The 16,752-nt window shown below is 53.9% G+C and carries 13 protein-coding genes; 11 read left to right on the top strand and 2 right to left on the bottom strand.

Going from position 1 to position 16,752, the window contains the following annotated elements; genetic code table 11:
- Positions 1-439 precede the first annotated feature (439 nt).
- The 5 genes from GPK42_RS03800 (at position 440) to GPK42_RS03820 (ending at position 5,050) form a co-directional block, all read left to right on the top strand.
- Positions 440-718, top strand: coding sequence for an autorepressor SdpR family transcription factor (locus GPK42_RS03800; protein ID WP_022094448.1), 279 nt, complete (start codon positions 440-442; stop codon positions 716-718).
- The gene (locus tag GPK42_RS03805) at positions 711-1,415 is read left to right on the top strand and encodes an SdpI family protein (RefSeq protein ID WP_215693623.1); all 705 of its coding nucleotides are present in this window, start codon (positions 711-713) and stop codon (positions 1,413-1,415) included. Before GPK42_RS03800 ends, GPK42_RS03805 begins: the two co-directional genes overlap by 8 nt.
- 177 nt (positions 1,416-1,592) lie before the next feature.
- Positions 1,593-3,272 (top strand): energy-dependent translational throttle protein EttA, encoded by a 1,680-nt coding sequence (gene ettA / locus GPK42_RS03810; RefSeq protein ID WP_117763769.1) that lies wholly within the window; start codon positions 1,593-1,595, stop codon positions 3,270-3,272.
- A 280-nt stretch (positions 3,273-3,552) separates the two neighbouring features.
- Positions 3,553-4,680: a hypothetical protein gene (locus GPK42_RS03815; RefSeq protein ID WP_215693625.1), complete on the top strand. Its 1,128-nt coding sequence runs from the start codon at positions 3,553-3,555 to the stop codon at positions 4,678-4,680.
- 31 nt (positions 4,681-4,711) lie between these two features.
- Entirely contained in the window at positions 4,712-5,050 is a 339-nt protein-coding gene (locus tag GPK42_RS03820; RefSeq protein WP_196022586.1) for a hypothetical protein, read from the top strand.
- Between the two features lie 55 nt (positions 5,051-5,105).
- Here GPK42_RS03820 and GPK42_RS03825 read toward each other — a convergent pair whose 3' ends face one another.
- Entirely contained in the window at positions 5,106-6,413 is a 1,308-nt protein-coding gene (locus GPK42_RS03825; protein ID WP_215693627.1) for a hypothetical protein, read from the bottom strand.
- A gap of 137 nt (positions 6,414-6,550) precedes the next feature.
- Positions 6,551-7,504, bottom strand: coding sequence for a hypothetical protein (locus tag GPK42_RS03830; protein WP_215693629.1), 954 nt, complete (start codon positions 7,502-7,504; stop codon positions 6,551-6,553).
- Positions 7,505-7,997: 493 nt separating this feature from the next.
- On the opposite strand from GPK42_RS03830, the gene GPK42_RS03835 reads away from it, so the two are divergent.
- The 6 genes from GPK42_RS03835 (at position 7,998) to GPK42_RS03860 (ending at position 16,517) form a co-directional block, all read left to right on the top strand.
- On the top strand, positions 7,998-8,279 hold the full coding sequence (locus GPK42_RS03835; RefSeq protein ID WP_055251466.1) for a DUF2087 domain-containing protein: 282 nt from the start codon (positions 7,998-8,000) through the stop codon (positions 8,277-8,279).
- Positions 8,257-9,441, top strand: coding sequence for an MFS transporter (locus GPK42_RS03840; protein ID WP_252200085.1), 1,185 nt, complete (start codon positions 8,257-8,259; stop codon positions 9,439-9,441). The genes GPK42_RS03835 and GPK42_RS03840 overlap by 23 nt, the downstream gene beginning before the upstream one ends.
- Before the next feature lie 49 nt (positions 9,442-9,490).
- Positions 9,491-11,770 (top strand): B12-binding domain-containing radical SAM protein, encoded by a 2,280-nt coding sequence (locus tag GPK42_RS10155; RefSeq protein WP_215693633.1) that lies wholly within the window; start codon positions 9,491-9,493, stop codon positions 11,768-11,770.
- A gap of 312 nt (positions 11,771-12,082) precedes the next feature.
- The gene (locus GPK42_RS03850) at positions 12,083-14,083 is read left to right on the top strand and encodes an NAD(+) synthase (RefSeq protein WP_215693635.1); all 2,001 of its coding nucleotides are present in this window, start codon (positions 12,083-12,085) and stop codon (positions 14,081-14,083) included.
- A gap of 118 nt (positions 14,084-14,201) precedes the next feature.
- The gene (locus GPK42_RS03855; protein WP_006234344.1) at positions 14,202-15,365 is read left to right on the top strand and encodes a pyridoxal phosphate-dependent aminotransferase; all 1,164 of its coding nucleotides are present in this window, start codon (positions 14,202-14,204) and stop codon (positions 15,363-15,365) included.
- 201 nt (positions 15,366-15,566) lie between these two features.
- The gene (locus GPK42_RS03860; RefSeq protein ID WP_215693637.1) at positions 15,567-16,517 is read left to right on the top strand and encodes an L-lactate dehydrogenase; all 951 of its coding nucleotides are present in this window, start codon (positions 15,567-15,569) and stop codon (positions 16,515-16,517) included.
- Positions 16,518-16,752 lie beyond the last annotated feature (235 nt).

Consider the following 16,752-nt stretch of genomic DNA (forward strand, 5'->3'; position numbering starts at 1 on the left):
CGAATCGTGTTTTAGCTATCGCCATTATAGGTATTATCGCGATTCCATTTGAGCCCTAGGGGCTTGTTGAAATGAGGCAGAGATTCGCATAAGATGAAGCAGATGGCACCCGTTGCCGCGGGTTGGCCAACTCCCAAACACGTTTGTAGCGTGAGAAGTGGCCGTCTTCGCATTACGCGGGGGCGGCTATTTCATTCGACCTCCAATGTGGATGCCGAGCTCCACAGCCGCGATTACAAGCAACAACAACGTCAGGACATCGTCAATACTCATAGTCCATCTCCTTCTTGGGTAGAGGGAGCTGGCCCATCTGCTTCAACTTCCATTGTAGCTAAATACGAACGAATGTTCTATAGATGTTACTGTTTTAGATAATTAGACAAACATCTAAATATCGAGTATAGTGTGCGCGTCATGAGAGATGATGAGAGGAGGTCTTATGCCGGGAGAGGGTTTTAAGGCGCTTGCCGATCCAACGCGACGGCGCATTTTGGAGTTGCTGCGCGAGGGCAATTGCACGGCGGGGGAGCTTGCCGAGCATTTCGATATCAGTAAGCCGTCGCTAAGCCATCACTTGGCGACGCTCAAAAATGCCGGGTTGGTGACCGACGAGCGCCATGGCCAAAACATCGTATACAGCTTAAACACCACCGTCATGCAGGACTTGATCGGTTGGTTTATGGGCTTTACAAACACGGAAGGTGATAAGGATGAATAACGAAAACAAGGGCATTCACGCCACGGGGGTATCGCGGCGTGTGTGGATTGCGCTGATCGCTCTGTGCGTCGCCAATGTCGTAGCACACCTCATAGTGATGCCGAGCTTGCCGACGCAGATCCCCACGCACTGGGGAGCGAACGGCGCCGTCGACGGTTGGGGCCCTAGCTGGATGGCCTCCGCGCTCGGTATGCTGCCTCTGGCACTTCTTGCAATGTTCTACGTGGTGCCACGCATTGACCCCAGGGGCGAGGCGTATCGGACCTCGGGCAAGTTCTATCAGGGTTTCGTAATCGTCTTCACCTTGTTCATGTGTGCCGTAAGCTGGCTGGGAGAGCTTACGGTCTGGGGCGTGGTGCCGGCGGTCGGTTCGGTCAACGTGCTGATTTCCGGTGCTATCGGTTTGCTGTTCATCGGCGTAGGCAACTACTTGCCGCGTGTGAAGCAGAACTATACGCTTGGTATCAAGACGCCTTGGGCGCTTGCCGATCCCGAGAACTGGCGCCGTACGCAGCGCTTTGGCGGTGCCTGCTTTATGGTGTTGGGTGTTGGCCTGATTGTGATGGGCGTGGCGGGTGCGGTGCTTTCGAGTGAAGTCGTCGCCGCGGTGATTGCGGTTCTGGCGTTTGGTTCGGTCGGAGCCGTCTACGTCTACTCGTATCTGCTGTGGCGCAAATCGCAGCGAGCCGCTCGTTAAGGTTGCGGAAAACTAGCGTACGCAGTTCATAGTATGTTCCGGGGGACTTTTCCTAGGTAGTATTAGGGGGTGTGGGCAACCATGCCCCTTTTTATTAGAACGCGCGGATCTATTTCTCTGCCTTTTCCAGAAGAACAGGTCAGATGACGTTTCGCAGCTAGATAAGGAGAAATGACTGTGGCGGAGTTCATCTACCAGATGTATCAGGCTCGCAAGGCCCATGGCGACAAGGTAATCCTTGACGACGTGACCCTGAGCTTCTACCCCGGTGCCAAGATCGGCGTTGTGGGTCCCAACGGCATGGGCAAGTCGACCCTGCTCAAGATCATGGCCGGCATCGAGGAGGTCTCCAACGGTGATGCCAAGCTCACCCCCGGCTACACCGTGGGCATCCTGCAGCAGGAGCCGCCGCTCGACGACGACAAGACCGTCATCGAGAACGTGCGCATGGCATTTGGCGACATGATCGCCAAGGTCGATCGCTTCAACAAAATCGGCGAGGAGATGTGCGACCCGGACTGCGACATGGATGCCCTCATGGCCGAGATGGGCAAGCTCCAGGACGAGATCGACGCCGCCGACGGCTGGGATATCGATTCCAAGCTCGGTCAGGCCATGGACGCCCTGCAGCTGCCCGATTCCGACATGCCGGTTAACGTGCTTTCCGGCGGCGAGCGCCGTCGCGTGGCCCTGTGCAAGCTGTTGCTCGAGGCTCCCGACCTGCTGCTGCTCGACGAGCCCACAAACCACCTGGACGCCGAGTCGATCCTGTGGCTCGAGCATTTCCTGCACAACTACCAGGGTGCCGTGCTTGCCGTCACGCACGATCGCTACTTCCTGGATAATGTTGCCGAGTGGATCTGCGAGGTCGACCGCGGTCACCTTTATCCCTACAAGGGCAACTACTCCACGTATCTGGAGACCAAGGCCGCCCGCATCGAGGCGCAGGGCAACCGTGACGCCAAGCTCGCCAAGCGCATGGAGGCCGAGCTCGAGTGGGTGCGCAGCTCGCCCAAGGCTCGTCAGGCCAAGAACAAGGCCCGTTTGGCTCGCTACGAGGAGATGGAGGCCGAGGCCCGCGCAAGCCAGAAGCTCGACTGGACCGACATCCGCATTCCCGTTGGACCGCGTCTGGGCAACAAGGTGCTTGAGGCTCATCATCTGCACAAGGAATTCGATGGCCGTGTGCTCATCGACGACCTTTCGTTCACCCTGCCGCGCAACGGCATCGTGGGCGTCATCGGCCCCAACGGTGTCGGTAAGACCACGCTGTTCAAGACGATTGTGGGTCTGGAGCCGCTGACTTCGGGCGAGCTCGAGGTGGGCGAGACCGTCAAGATTTCTTACGTCGACCAGAACCGTTCCGGCATCGATCCCGATAAGAACCTGTGGGAGGTCGTCTCGGACGGCCTGGACCACATGATGGTCGGCGAGACCGAGGTTCCGAGCCGCGCTTATGTGGCGAGCTTTGGCTTTAAGGGCCAGGACCAGCAGAAGCGCGCTGGCGTGCTCTCCGGCGGCGAGCGCAACCGTCTGAACTTGGCGCTTACGCTCAAGCAGGGCGGCAACCTGCTGCTTCTCGACGAGCCCACGAACGACCTCGACGTCGAGACGCTGTCCTCGCTCGAAGCGGCGCTGCTCGAGTTCCCGGGCTGCTCGGTGGTCATTAGCCACGATCGTATGTTCCTGGACCGCGTCGCCACGCACATTCTGGCGTGGGAGGGCACCGACGAGAATCCGGGCAACTGGTATTGGTTCGAGGGCAACTTCGAGGCCTATCAGGCCAACCGTATCGAGCGCCTGGGCGAGGACGCAGCCCAGCCTCATCGTATCCACCGCAAGCTCACGCGTGACTAGTAGCAAGTAGAAAGGCCGCCCCCAAGGGCGGCCTTTCTTGTAGCAATTGCACTGCAGCTATGCCCTGGCTGCTGGTTTGATTCATAATCAAAGTCATCTCTTTGGGATTAAAGCCCGTTTTTGCTATGAGTGATTTTCTAATTCCGTTTAAAACGTAAAGACGTATTGGGTTACAAGGACATAAGCAAATCGAATTGAAATATAACCAGTGCTGTAACGTTACAAAAAAGGTTATAGAATAAGAGTATCTTATAAGTCGCTCCTCTAGAAAGAAGAACATATGCTTTCGCGTCGTCGTTTTCTGCAACTTGTCGCGTCTTCAATTGTCGCCTTAGCCGCACGTCCGAAAGAGGTTTTTGCTTCGACGGGCAATATTGATGGTGAGCAGATACAATTTACTTCTGAAATTGCGCAAGAGCTTGCCGATAAATATATAAAGGGACTCCTCGGCTCTTCGTATACGCCTTCTGACCCTATTCCTTTTGTAGACGTTGATGGGTCCCCGCTTGGCTACATTGTTCCGGTTGTGACATTCAATAGAGCCGCGGGCTATTTGGTTTTAGATGCTTCAGATGATGAAATACTTACGGGATATCGTTTTGGAGACGGCTTAGTCAGCCCTATGGATCGGGGAGGAGATCTTGGTGTTGAGTCTTATTCTTTCAATAACCCAGTCGTAATGATCAATCCATTCGAATTCGGTGTGCAATCTTTGGACGGTTCAATAACAACAAATTGCGGAAGAACAATCCCGGCTGATTCCATAGAAGGACGGCCTGTCGTTTTATCGAATAAACCTTCAAGCTGGAACGATGTCGTAATTTACGCAACTCAAATGCAGGATTACACAGTATCTGGATTTCGTTCCATTTCTCAGTTTATGTCATATGATGAAAGCGAGATTGAGAGGCTTACTGCCCACTATGCTTGTATGGTGACAGCTTTTTCGAACGTTGCGGAACTGTATGGCATTGCCAATTTATATAGCGACCCTTCGCAATATATGCAGATATGGAATTACACCAATACCCATGCTCTTTCCGATGAAGAACAGACTGTTCCTGGCGTTGTTTTGGGCGGAACGCCGATATCAACCTGTGCAACGGGGTTTACAAATTACTGCGCAAGCAGGGGAAGTACTCTTATCGCCCGCACTGTCTCCTCTCCGGCTATCGCGAGCATTCAAAATGAGATTAACTCTAATAGACCGAATGTTTTACATGCGAGTTTGTACAACGGATCAGCCCATTCTGTAACAGCGGAGGCTTACGCCACACTTACTGGTAAGAAAACTGGAGAGACGAGGCAGATGATTGGCATAGCGGACGGCTGGAATTCATCTTTATCCTTCCTGAAGTATGATCAGAGCTATTATGCGTGGACTTATGGAACGACTTTTTCGAAGTAGGGCGATTCGTCTAGCTCTGTCTTTGGTGCTGATGGCTTCATTGGTGGGCTGTTCAACAAAGGAAGAGATATCGCGCGGAGGTTCCGGAGAAGTGACTGCGACAGACTCAGGTTCATTAGAAATAGCTGGCGGGCATGCCGATGTGATGTTACAAGGAAAAGGCGTGCTTAGGTCGATTGATGCTGAAGACGCTGTCTGCTCAATAGAGGATTTGAAGACAGGTGAAACTGCATCGTACCGAGTTTCAGATAATGCTGCGAATATGATTGAGTCGATACCGACTGGAGCGCAGGTTTCTTTTAGATACTTTGCTCCGCAACTTGAGGATGAGCTTGCTTCTCTGGTGTCTATATGCACCGATGACAACTAAAAGGCCTGAATTCAAACGGCCTCGGATGGTCAAATTGGCTATCCGAGGCCGTTTTTTACTCGACCGGGGCTTCGACCTTGTCGATGGCCCAGGCGGCTCCGAGACCGCCGGTGGTGTTGCGGCGGATGCGCACGGTGACTTCGTGGCGCTCGCCGGCCTGCGTGTAGCGCAGGGGGAAGATTGCGCGGTTTCGCGCGGCCTCGATGGTACCGCGCTCGCGGGCGATCCAGTAGTACTCGCCGACAATGCCGAGGGTGTCGGCGCCGTAGGGGAGATAGGTCGACAACTGGTGCAGAAGCGGACCGGGGCAGAAGACTTCGGTTGCGAAATCGATGGGGAAGTCCTCGGGGATGGCGGGCGCTGCAGGTGCGGGGGCTGGGGCCGCTACGGGTACCGAAGCCGGTGCCGGTGAGGGAATTTGGTCGCAAGCAGAGGCGGGCACGGATTCGATGAAGGGTGCGGGCTCCAGCGTCGCTTCCGGCTTGATCGTGGAATCTGCGGGCTCCTCGGTGACGGGCGCGTCTACAGCTGCGGTTTCAACCTTAACCTGCGCTGCGTTCTCGTTCTCGACGCTCGACTTTGCCTCGATGGGCGTGGATGCCATGGTGGTGATGCCGGCGTTGGCGTTCTCGGGGTCATAGACGACCGTGAGCGAGATGGCGGGCTGCGGCGTCTCGGGCTCCGGCGTCGACTCAGTAGCGCCTTGATCGGCGGGCTCGTCGGGCTGATCGTCCTCGGCCTCGTCGCCAAAGACATCGCTGTTTTGGAACGCAGACGTCTCGGGCTGGTCAGCGGCTTCTTCGGTTGTCGACTTGGGAGCCTCGTTGAGCTCGGCAGTGGCTTCCTGCTCGGATATGACTTCGGGATCGGTCGTGGCGGCGATTTCGGTTTCGGCTTCTGCCGTTACCTCAATAGCGACTTCGATCTCTGCCTCGGGCTCGGGCTCCGGAGCGACTTCGGCCACGGGCTCGGGCTCGGCGCGCTTAACGTGCTTGGGGCGCACGGCCTTGAGGTCCTTCTCGCCGCGCTTTTTCTTTTTGTAGGACTGCTTGGCACCCTTGGCAGCCTTGGGCTTGTCCTCGCCCTTGGCAAGGGCGGCATCCCAGGCCTCGTTGGCGATGACGGTGGCATACAGGCGACCGCCCTTAAAGACGGTCAGCTTAATGCAGTCGTCGAGCTCCTCGAGTAGCTCGCGCGTGGACTCGAAGCCCAGGTCATAAGCGGCCATGTCACCAGCGGCGAGCGCCTCCTCGACCTGCGTCATAAACGTTTGCTTGCCGCATCCGATTGCGTCGCGCAGCAGGCGATACAGATAGATGTGGTTGCCCAGCGAAAGTGTGGGCCTAACTATTGTCTTGCTCATGGCAAATCTCCTCTTTACACACCAAAGCATCTTACCATCGCGCGGGGCTTGCTACCTCGTCGCCTAAGGCAAACGGGCGCGACCGTTGCCGGTTCGCGCCCGTTATACAGGTCGGTTATCTATGAGGGGCAACGTGCTTAGTTGCCCGATGCTGTGCCTTGGCTCGAGCTGTCAGATGCCGTGCCGGACGCGGTTCCGCTCGAGCTATTCGAGCTGTTGGTGTTGCCGTTGTCGGTAGATCCCGTGCCCGATGTATTGCCGCTCGTCTGGTCGCCCGTGCTCGGTTGAGAGCCGTCGGTCGTTTGGCTTGAGTCGGTTGTGCCGGATTGCGTACCGTTGTTGTTCGCAGAGGAATCGGCGCCCTGCGACTGATCGGGGGCGTTCGGGGACGAATCGGTAGATGCGGAGGTGTCCTGCGAGTTGTCCTGCTGGCTTTGCGATTGGCCGGAGCTGACCGCGTCGTGCTCGGCCGTGCGCGACGAAAGGATTGGCTCGGGACGCTCGCCCAGACCCTCACCGGCGGTGGTGATAAGGATGGCGCCGGTGCAGGCGATGACCGCGACGATGGCGATGGCGATCGAGAAGACGATGACCTTCTTTTGCGTCTGGCTGCGCTCTGCCGCGGCCTTGGCGCGCAGGCTGTTAGGGGCGACGCGGGCCGTGGTCGCGTGCCCCGCAATCTGGCGCATCTCCTGCGTAGTCGCGGCGCCGCCCAGGTGCTCCTCGGCATTAAACTCAACGGGCTCGTAGGCGCCGGCGGGGTAGTCGACGTCGGCGTGCGTGCCCTTGAGGGCTTCGGCGCTGGCAGAGATAAAGTGGCGGTAGACCTGCGAGGACACAACGGTGATGACCGAGCTCACAGCGGCACCGATCACCGATCCGGCGATACCGATCTTGGAGGCAAGCGCGACGCTCGTGGCGGCAGCTGCGGCGCCGGCGATGATCTGGGGAATGGAAATGTCGTCAAACAGGCCCTTTTTGGGCGCGATGGCCATGGTCTGTCCGATGGAATGGTTCTCGTGCACGCCGTTGTTGAGCGATGCCGGCGTCATGACGCGCGTGCGCGGCGCGTCGGTGTACTTGGTTGTCATACGGGGTCCTCCCGGTGTAAATCTGCTTCGTTTCATGCAGCCATCAGGGTACCCACCTGATGTGAATCGTACGTGACATTTAACAGATACCATCAACTCATCAAGGGGGCTTGCTGTCTTTGGTGCAATAGCTTGATGCTAAACTGGATTTACGATTGCGAGGTGGTTTACGTGATGTACCCGTATATGACATTCGAAGACGGTACCGAGGTCGTTCATTCTGACCTGATTGCAGATGGGGATATCGAAAAGGTTGTCGTGCATTTTGAACGACCGACGGCAGAGGGCTTCGACTCCGCTCGCTGTGAGTTGCCTTCCTGTTCGTGGACTGACTGGGAAGGGCGTTTTACTCAGAGTGAAAAACGAGCTTTCGAAGAGTGTTTGAGCAAATCATTTAGATTAGTTCGAGTTTAGTTCGAATATAGAAGCCGAATGCGATGACCTAAAGCGTATGCATTTTTAGTATTAGATGCGTATGAAATGGAGGATGTGAATGGATGAGCTAATAGACTTTAAAAAACGATTTCTCAAGAATGGCGAGCTGGTTTCAATTCCAAAAAAGGAAAGCTATAAAAGAATCATGCTGCTATGGGCCGTCTCTTTCTTTGAATTAAATACAAGTTATACGGAGCTTCAGGTTAATCGTGTGCTGTCACAGCTCTATCCTGATTATGCCGTGTTGAGGCGGTACTTGGTTGATTATGGATTCCTATTAAGGGATGAGCGAGGCCTGAAATACGAGGTTAATCGTGATGTTCACGGTATTGAGAGCTAGCCGTCCGGTTCGGGTCCTATATATTGCTAGAGGGATAAGCGAAATAGGCAATTGGTGTGCGAATATTGCTTTGCCAATGCTGATTTACGAGGTAACTCACGATGTTTCTGCAACTGCTTTGATGGTCTGCTGCAGATTTGCCCCCTCTCTGTTTTCAGTTGCGCTCGCGCAGCTGCCTCAGAAGATGGGTATCGGGACACTGCAGGCCATGAGATTGGCAGACTTAATTCGCGCGGGATTATTCGTTTGCTATATTTTTGTTGATAGTAAATGGAGTATGTTTGCTATTACGTGCGCGGTATCGCTTTGCCGAACGGTTGAAATGCCCTGCTTTTACTCGTTGTTAAGAGCCAATACGAATAGTATCAATCGCGACGTAATTAATAATTCGTTTGGGTTTCTGCAGAATTTGATGATGGTTCTGGGGCCAGTTGCCGGCGGTTTTGTTGTCGCTCAATTTGGGGCGGAGGCTGTTCTTGCATTAGACGCGCTTTCTTTTGCCGCGTCGTTCTGGTTGCTGCGAGATGTTCCGTCGGTTATCGAGATTAATGATAAAGAGGGGATAAGCAAAAATGAAAAAAACAGGACTGCATTTAGTGATCTTAGCGCGAAGCACTTGGCAATTGGTTTCCTATTAATCGATATTTCTAGTGGTGTGGCATTCGGCTCTCTGAATTCTCTTTTGCCAGCTATTGCGCAATTGCAATTTGACTCGTCATCGATACAATACGGATTCCTTCAGAGTAGTCTTACAATCGGACTGTTGTTCGGAAATACAATATATGGTCGTTTAATTAGTGGTTCCGATTGCGTTAAATCATATTGTTTTGTGACGTATCTTGCGCTCGGTGCGTATCTGGCGTTTGGCTATCGCTATGCGTCTGGGATATCATTTATTTTCCTTTTTATCGTCGGTGCCGGAAACGCCATTCAAGATGTGCTTCTCATAACATCGCTGCAGGATTTGGCGAGAGACGAATCTGAATCGATAAGCCTGTTTTCAATTAGGGAGTCTTTGCAATCGGTTGCTGTTGTTATTTCAACACTCCTTGTTTCGCTGTTCACGAGCATCGCGATGTTCTCAATTCTCGTTACAGGACTTGGTGTATTTTCAATTATGATGGTAGTTGTGTTTCAATTGAATTATTTGCGAAAGATGTGACGTTGATATACCTAAAACGCTTTTAGTATTTCCCCCAGGATGGAGTCCAGTGGGGCCGTATCTTGCCTTGCCTGTTTTGAAGTCATATCTTCAAGAGGTTGAACAATATAAAGTTGACATCGTTGACTTAAACGTGGAATTTTACGATGACCTCCTATCTTATAGACATGTCGAAGAGTGCTGTAAAAGGTATCGGGAATCAAAGGATTCGTTTAGTTCGAATGTTCAATTAACAATCGAGTTGATACAAAAGTCAGCACTTAATGTTGACGAGGCAAAAGATATTTTCAGATCGAAGAGATACTTTAATCTAAAAGAAAGACAATATGCTGAAAACATTTTTAGAAATGCACTCTATATCATAAATCACGTCTCATATGGAGTTAAATACACGTTCAACTCCATAGATCTGCCCTATGATTATTATTCGACACCAGAAATAATGAAATCGCTTGCGGATACCTTGCATAATCCGTTTATTTCCTTCTATGAAATTGCCTTTCTTAAGCGTATTCAGAGGGAAAAAATCGAGTTTATTGGGATTTCGGTGAGCGGCTGTTTCCAATTGATTTCTGCAGTTACGTTAGCGAAACTGATTAAAGAAGAATGTCCATCTGTTAAACACGTCTCATTGGGCGGCAATTACATTACTCGTTTAGCAGATGACTGCATGAAAGAATGGCATCCCTTTTTTGAATACATTGATTCGATAATGATGTATGACGGCGAAGAGCCGCTTGCACGTCTTCTTGAGGCTCTTGACTCTGGTGATGACAATCTCGACTGTGTTCCAAACCTTTGCCATGCTAAAGGTGGAAAGATATATAAAAACCATCGGATTGAGCAAACATTTATCAACGATACAGTTCCCGATTTCGATGGCTTCGCCCTTTCTAAATACTTCATGCCTGAGTTAATATTGCCGGTTTATTCCTCTAGGCAGTGTTTTAATCATTGCGCCTTCTGCACCATTCCCGGTGCTACCGGTGGTTGTTACCGAAAGATGCCTATATCGAGAGTATTTGAAATAATGTGTCGGTTAAATGAAAAATACGGCACGAGAGTTTTCTCTTTTGTGGATGAAACATTCGAAGGCAAAAGAATGGAGCAACTCGCGGATGAAATAAACGCATCGGGAAAAACGTTTTTCTGGCATGGAGAAACGAGGTTCTCTCCAACCCTAAGTACAGACGTTTTCAACAAGATATACCAAAGTGGATGTAGGCAGATTCAGTTTGGCCTCGAGTCATACAACCAAAGAGTTCTTGATCTAATGAAGAAGAACACGAGAGTTGATTGGATTGATCGCAATATCCATGATTGTCTCAATGCGGGTATTCCTGTTCATCTATTCTTTATGATTGGCTTTCCGACCGAAACTAAAGAAGAGGCTCTGAACACCTTAGCTTATACAGAGAATGTTTTGAATTATTCAAAACAGGTATGTGGTGTTCCATATTCCACGAGAGGATTTACGAATTTTGGTCTCGTTATGGGGTCGGATGTTTGGAATCATCCCGATAAGTATGGTGTCTCTGTAATGCCGAAGTCCCAATATGAGGATTTGCGCCTCGAAGTGGATTATGTTTCAGGCACTGGTTTAACTTTAAATGAAGCAAAATCCTTATCTGATGAGCATCATATTGATTTTTATATGCAAGAAGTCATAAACGGTAGCGACACAATTGACTTGCCCCAGCGGCTTCATATTTCAGAGGTGACCTGGATCCTAGATTCTATTCACGCTGTCAGGTATAAGGGACATTTGACCAAAGTAAAGCGACGGCTGACTAGTCTAAATCCAGCTGATCGAATCTGGCTGGATTCCAAGACCTCTGTCGTGCTCGTTGAGCCATTTGCCTACTTCTATAATTCTGAATACCATCATGTCTATGCTGTTTCCCAGTTGGTATACCTTAAGTTGGCCCGTTTATTGGAGGCCGATTGTAGCATTTCTCTTATCCTTGATCAGGGCGATCTCGAGCTGACAAGGGCGATAGAAGAACTGTTGCATTATGGATTGCTGAATACAAATATCGATGCCGATTATGTAATGCACGATAATGGTTTTCAATTGGTTAAAAGTTCGTTTGTGAAAGAAGTCGGACGCTCAAAAGAGGGGTTAAGAGTACTGCTGAGTTGTGCCACCCATAGAATGTGTGCGGTTAATGATTTTTCGTTCGCTTTGCTTTCGTTGTTTGAAAAGCCGATTACTAAGAACGAGGTGCGCGACATTTTGAAAAAAGAGGGACTATCGGCAAGCGAGGAGCAATTAAACAAGTTGGTTGATAATTGCATGAAAGCAGATATACTACAATTGATTAGATAGAGGAGGTTTCTGCATGGACGTTATTAACAAAGATCTCTTGGAGCAGCTGAAAGAGTTTCAGGAAGAGGGCGTCGTGGTAGAAGTGTTCGACTTTGAGGACTACATGGATAAATTCTGCCATTAGTTTCGGAATTTACTCGCCTCGCTTAAAGGAGAAGTCGATTATCGATTTCTCCTTTTTTAATTAAAGATATTTTTGAACTACATGCTCTTAGCACAGGTTGGCCTCTCAGTAAACTGGGAGGTTGCTTTGGCTAGTTAGAGATATGTGAACGTCCGTTAGACTGAATCTCAGGGTAGAAGGGGCCTCCAGTGTCCAGATCAACAAGGCAATGCTGCGTTTCGGCTAATAAGAACGATGGCTTTTTGCGTGTGGCGGCGGCGTCGCCGCAGATTCGCGTCGCCGATGTCGAGGGCAATGCCGAGGTTGCGCTGGCGGCTGTTCGCGATGCTGCCGAGCGCGGCGTTCGCGCGCTGGTGCTGCCCGAGCTTAATCTGACCGGTTATACCGCGGCCGATTTGTTCCATAACCGCACACTGCTGCATGCCTGCGAGACCGCACTGGCACATATTCTCGATGAAACCCGTGAGCTGCCGATCGTCTTTACCGTTGGCTTGCCCGTTGCGGTGGCTGAAAACATCTACAACTGCGCGGCCGTGTGCTGTGCGGGCGAGCTTTTGGGCCTCACGGCCAAGAAGTATCTGCCCAACTATGGCGAGTTCTATGAGCGTCGCTGGTTTGCTCCGGCGCCTGCGGATCCCGTGTGGGTTGAATTTGCCGGTCAGGGTCCGGTTCCGCTGGGTTCGGGACTTGTCTACCGCTGCTGTGATGAGGGTGCCGAGGATATGGTGCTGGGCGTTGAGGTCTGCGAGGACCTGTGGGTGCCGGCGCCCCCTTCGACCGAGATGGCGCTTGCCGGTGCGACGGTGATCCTCAATCCGTCGGCTTCGGACGAGATTATCGGTAAGGCGGATTACCGCCGCAGCCTCATTTCCAACCAGAGCGCGCGCCTGTACTGCGCCTATGCCTACGCGGACGCGAGCGAGGGCGAGTCCACGACCGACATGGTCTTTGCGGGCGAGAACCTCGTCTACGAAAACGGCTCCAAGCTCGCCGCGACCAAACTGCTTACCTGCGATATGGCCATCGCCGACGTTGACCTTGACCGCCTGGTTGCCGAGCGCCGTCGCTCGACGACGTGGACGCGCGCGGACGATGCGCCGGAGGCCGTGACCGTCGAGTTCTCGTTTGAGGGCTCGCTCGCCGAAGAGCCTGTCCTGCGCGATGCGCTCGGCATAGACCGTGTCTTCCCCCGCGCGCCCTTCGTGCCTGCCGACCATGGTGACCTGGCTGAGCGCTGCGAGACCATCCTCGACCTGCAGACCGCGGGCCTCAAGACCCGCCTTGCCCATACGGGTACCAAGGCTGCGGTCATCGGCCTTTCGGGCGGCTTGGACTCCACGCTAGCGCTGCTTGTGACCGTGCGTGCCTTCGATGCACTGGGGCTGTCGCGCACGGGTATCACGGCGGTTTCCATGCCCGGCTTTGGCACGACGCACCGCACTAAGTCCAATGCCGAGTCGCTTGCTCGCGACCTGGGCGTGAACTTCCTCGAGGTTTCGATCCATGCTGCCGTGGAACAGCACTTTAAGGATATCGAGCATGATCCGGCCGTGCAGGACGTGACCTACGAGAACAGCCAGGCGCGCGAGCGTACGCAGATTCTGATGGATCTGGCCAACCAGGCTGGCGGTTTTGTCATCGGCACGGGCGACCTGTCGGAGCTGGCGCTCGGCTGGGCTACCTATAACGGCGACCACATGAGCATGTACGCCGTCAACGCGAGCGTGCCTAAGACGCTTGTGCGCCATCTGGTGCGCTATGCGGCCGATGTGTTTGGCGGGCGTATTGCCGAGGTCCTGCTCGATATCCTCGATACGCCGGTGTCCCCCGAGCTTCTGCCGCCCACGGGCGACGGCGAGATTGCGCAGAAGACCGAGGATTTGGTGGGCCCGTATGAGCTGCACGACTACTTCCTCTACTACCTGCTGCGTTTTGGCTTTGAGCCGGGCAAGATCTACCGCATGGCGCTCAAGAGCTTCGAGGGCGTCTACGACGCCAAGACCGTCCACACGTGGCTACGTACGTTCTACCGTCGCTTCTTTGCCCAGCAGTTTAAGCGCAGCTGCCTGCCCGATGGTCCCAAGGTGGGTTCGGTGACGCTCAGCCCGCGCGGCGATTGGCGTATGCCGAGTGACGCTAGCTCGCGTCTGTGGCTTGCGCAGATCGACGCGCTCAATCCAGTTGACTAAGGTTGGCTAAATTGAACCAATACGGGGGTTGCAAGCGTTACACTTTTGCAATCTGATGGCCCGTATCGCGCGGCGCTCTTGTCGGAGCGCCGCGTTTTTTATATCGAAAGGTGGCACCATGCAGGCATCGCAGCGTCTCGACCGCTTTGGCGCGGAGGTCTTCGCCTCGCTCAACAACAAACTTCTCGCGCTGAAGGCTCAGGGCAAGACCATTTACAACATGAGCGTGGGCACGCCCGACTTTAAGCCGTACGACCATGTGGTCGAGGCGCTCACGCAGGCAGCCCAAGATCCCGAGATGTGGAAGTATGCCCTGCGCGACCTGCCCGAACTCAAGCAAGCCGTGTGCGATTACTATGAGCGCCGCTTTGGCGTTTCGGGCATTACGCCGTCTATGGTGCAGTCGTGCAACGGCACGCAGGAGGGCGTGGGCCATTTGGGCCTGGCCCTGCTCGATCCGGGTGACACCATTCTGGTTCCCGATCCGTGCTACCCGGTCTTTGAGGCGGGTGCCAAGATCGCCGATGCCAAGCTCGAATACTATCCGCTGGTTGCCGAGCATAATTACCTGCCCTATGTGGCGGGCATCGATCCCGAGGTGGCCGATCGTGCCAAGTATATGATCGTGTCGCTGCCTGCGAACCCGGTGGGCTCGGTGGGCACACCCGAGGTCTACGAGGAGATTATCGCTTTCGCCCGCGAGCATGATCTGCTCATCGTTCACGACAACGCGTACTCCGACATCGTGTTCGACGGCGAGCCCGGCGGCAGCTTCTTGCAGTATCCCGGTGCGCTTGAGGTGGGCGTGGAGTTCTTCTCGCTTTCCAAGTCGTTTAACGTCACCGGTGCCCGCATCGGCTTTTTGGTCGGTCGCGAGGATGTTGTCTCGGCCTTTGCCAAGCTGCGTGGTCAGATCGACTTCGGTATGTTCTTCCCGATCCAGAAGGCTGCTATCGCCTGCCTGAACGGTCCGCGCGATGAGGTTGAGGCGCAGCGTCTGAAGTATCAGGAACGCCGCGATGCCCTGTGCGACGGTCTTGAGGGCCTGGGCTGGGAGCGTCCCAACGCGCATGGTTCTATGTTTGTGTGGGCCAAGCTTCCCGGTGGTCGCACCGATTCCATGGCGTTTTGCGAGGAGCTCATGGAGAAGGCCGGCGTTGTGGTGACGCCGGGCGCGAGCTTTGGTCCTTCGGGCGAGGGGCACGTGCGCATGGCGCTGGTCCTGCCGCCCGATCAGATCGCTTTGGCTGTCGAGGCCATTCGCGAGGCGGGCCTGTATTAGAAACCTATTTCGGCTCGTCAATAGCTCGAAACCGATTTCGTGCAGTTATTTTACGAATTCTGCAAACAATTTCGGTAAACGGTCGATTTTTGGCTGCGAATAGGAGCATAATCAAAGTCCCGATTGGATGTATTGGGATTACGGCAAGCCGCTCGGGTCGTTCCCGGGCGGCTTGTTTGTGGAGAGAGATGGGAGTTTCTAATGGTTAACGAGAAGAAGGTCGCTATTGTCGGTTGCGGTTTCGTCGGTTCGTCTTCGGCGTTCGCTCTGATGCAGAGCGGTCTGTTCTCCGAGATGGTCCTCATCGACGTGGACAAGAACCGCGCCGAGGGTGAGGCTCTGGATATCGCGCACGGCATGACGTTTGCCGAGCCGATGAAGATCTACGCCGGCGATTATTCCGATGTCGCCGACGCCGCCATGATCGTCGTCACCGCTGGCGCTGCCCAGAAGCCCGGTGAGACCCGCCTGGACCTGGTCAACAAGAACGTCAACATCTTTAAGTCCATTATCCCCGAGATTAAGAAGTCCGGCTTCGACGGCATTCTGCTAATCGTCTCCAACCCGGTTGATGTTCTGACCTATGCTGCCATCAAGATGTCCGGCCTGCCCGAGGGCCATGTCATCGGCTCCGGCACCGTGCTCGACACTGGCCGTCTGCAGCAGATGCTTGGTGCCCACGTCGAGGTTGACCCGCGCGACGTTCAGGCCTATGTCATGGGTGAGCACGGCGACTCCGAGTTTGTCGCTTGGTCCAGCGCCCAGGTTGCCGGCGTGCCGCTGAACACCTTCTGCGAGCTTCACGGCCACCTGGAGCATGAGGCTGCCGAGAAGCGCATCGCCGAGGACGTTAAGAACTCCGCCTACACCATCATCGAGAAGAAGCACGCCACCTACTATGGCGTCGCCATGGCCGTCAAGCGCATCTGCACCGCCGTTATGCGCGATGAGCAGACCGTTCTGCCCGTCTCCTCGCTCATGGTGGGCGAGTACGGCCTGTCCGATCTTGCCATCTCCATGCCGACCGTCGTTGGCCGCGACGGCGTTGTCTGCCGCGTCCCCGTGCCGCTGGACGATGACGAGCAGCATGAGCTCACCGTCTCCGCCAAGGCCCTCAAGGACATTATCGACAGCGTCGACTTCTCCTGCTAAATCAAGCTCGCTAGAGCGAAAAGCTACAATGAAGGCGTCCGAGTCCACGCGGCCCGGGCGCTTTTTTTGGTGCAAAGTAACCTGACCCCAATGCACTATAGTCGATGGGAGGGCCATGTCGGATTCGCCTAATTTTTTGACCTATGCCCAGACGGTGTTAGCGCCGGGCGATTTTAGCCGCTAATAGTCAAACTATTTTGACCAATCCCGGTCACCGAATAATGGCCACCGTGCC

It is taken from the genome of Collinsella aerofaciens (assembly GCF_018785265.1).
In the GTDB taxonomy this organism is placed as follows: Bacteria; Actinomycetota; Coriobacteriia; order Coriobacteriales; family Coriobacteriaceae; genus Collinsella; species Collinsella aerofaciens_AI.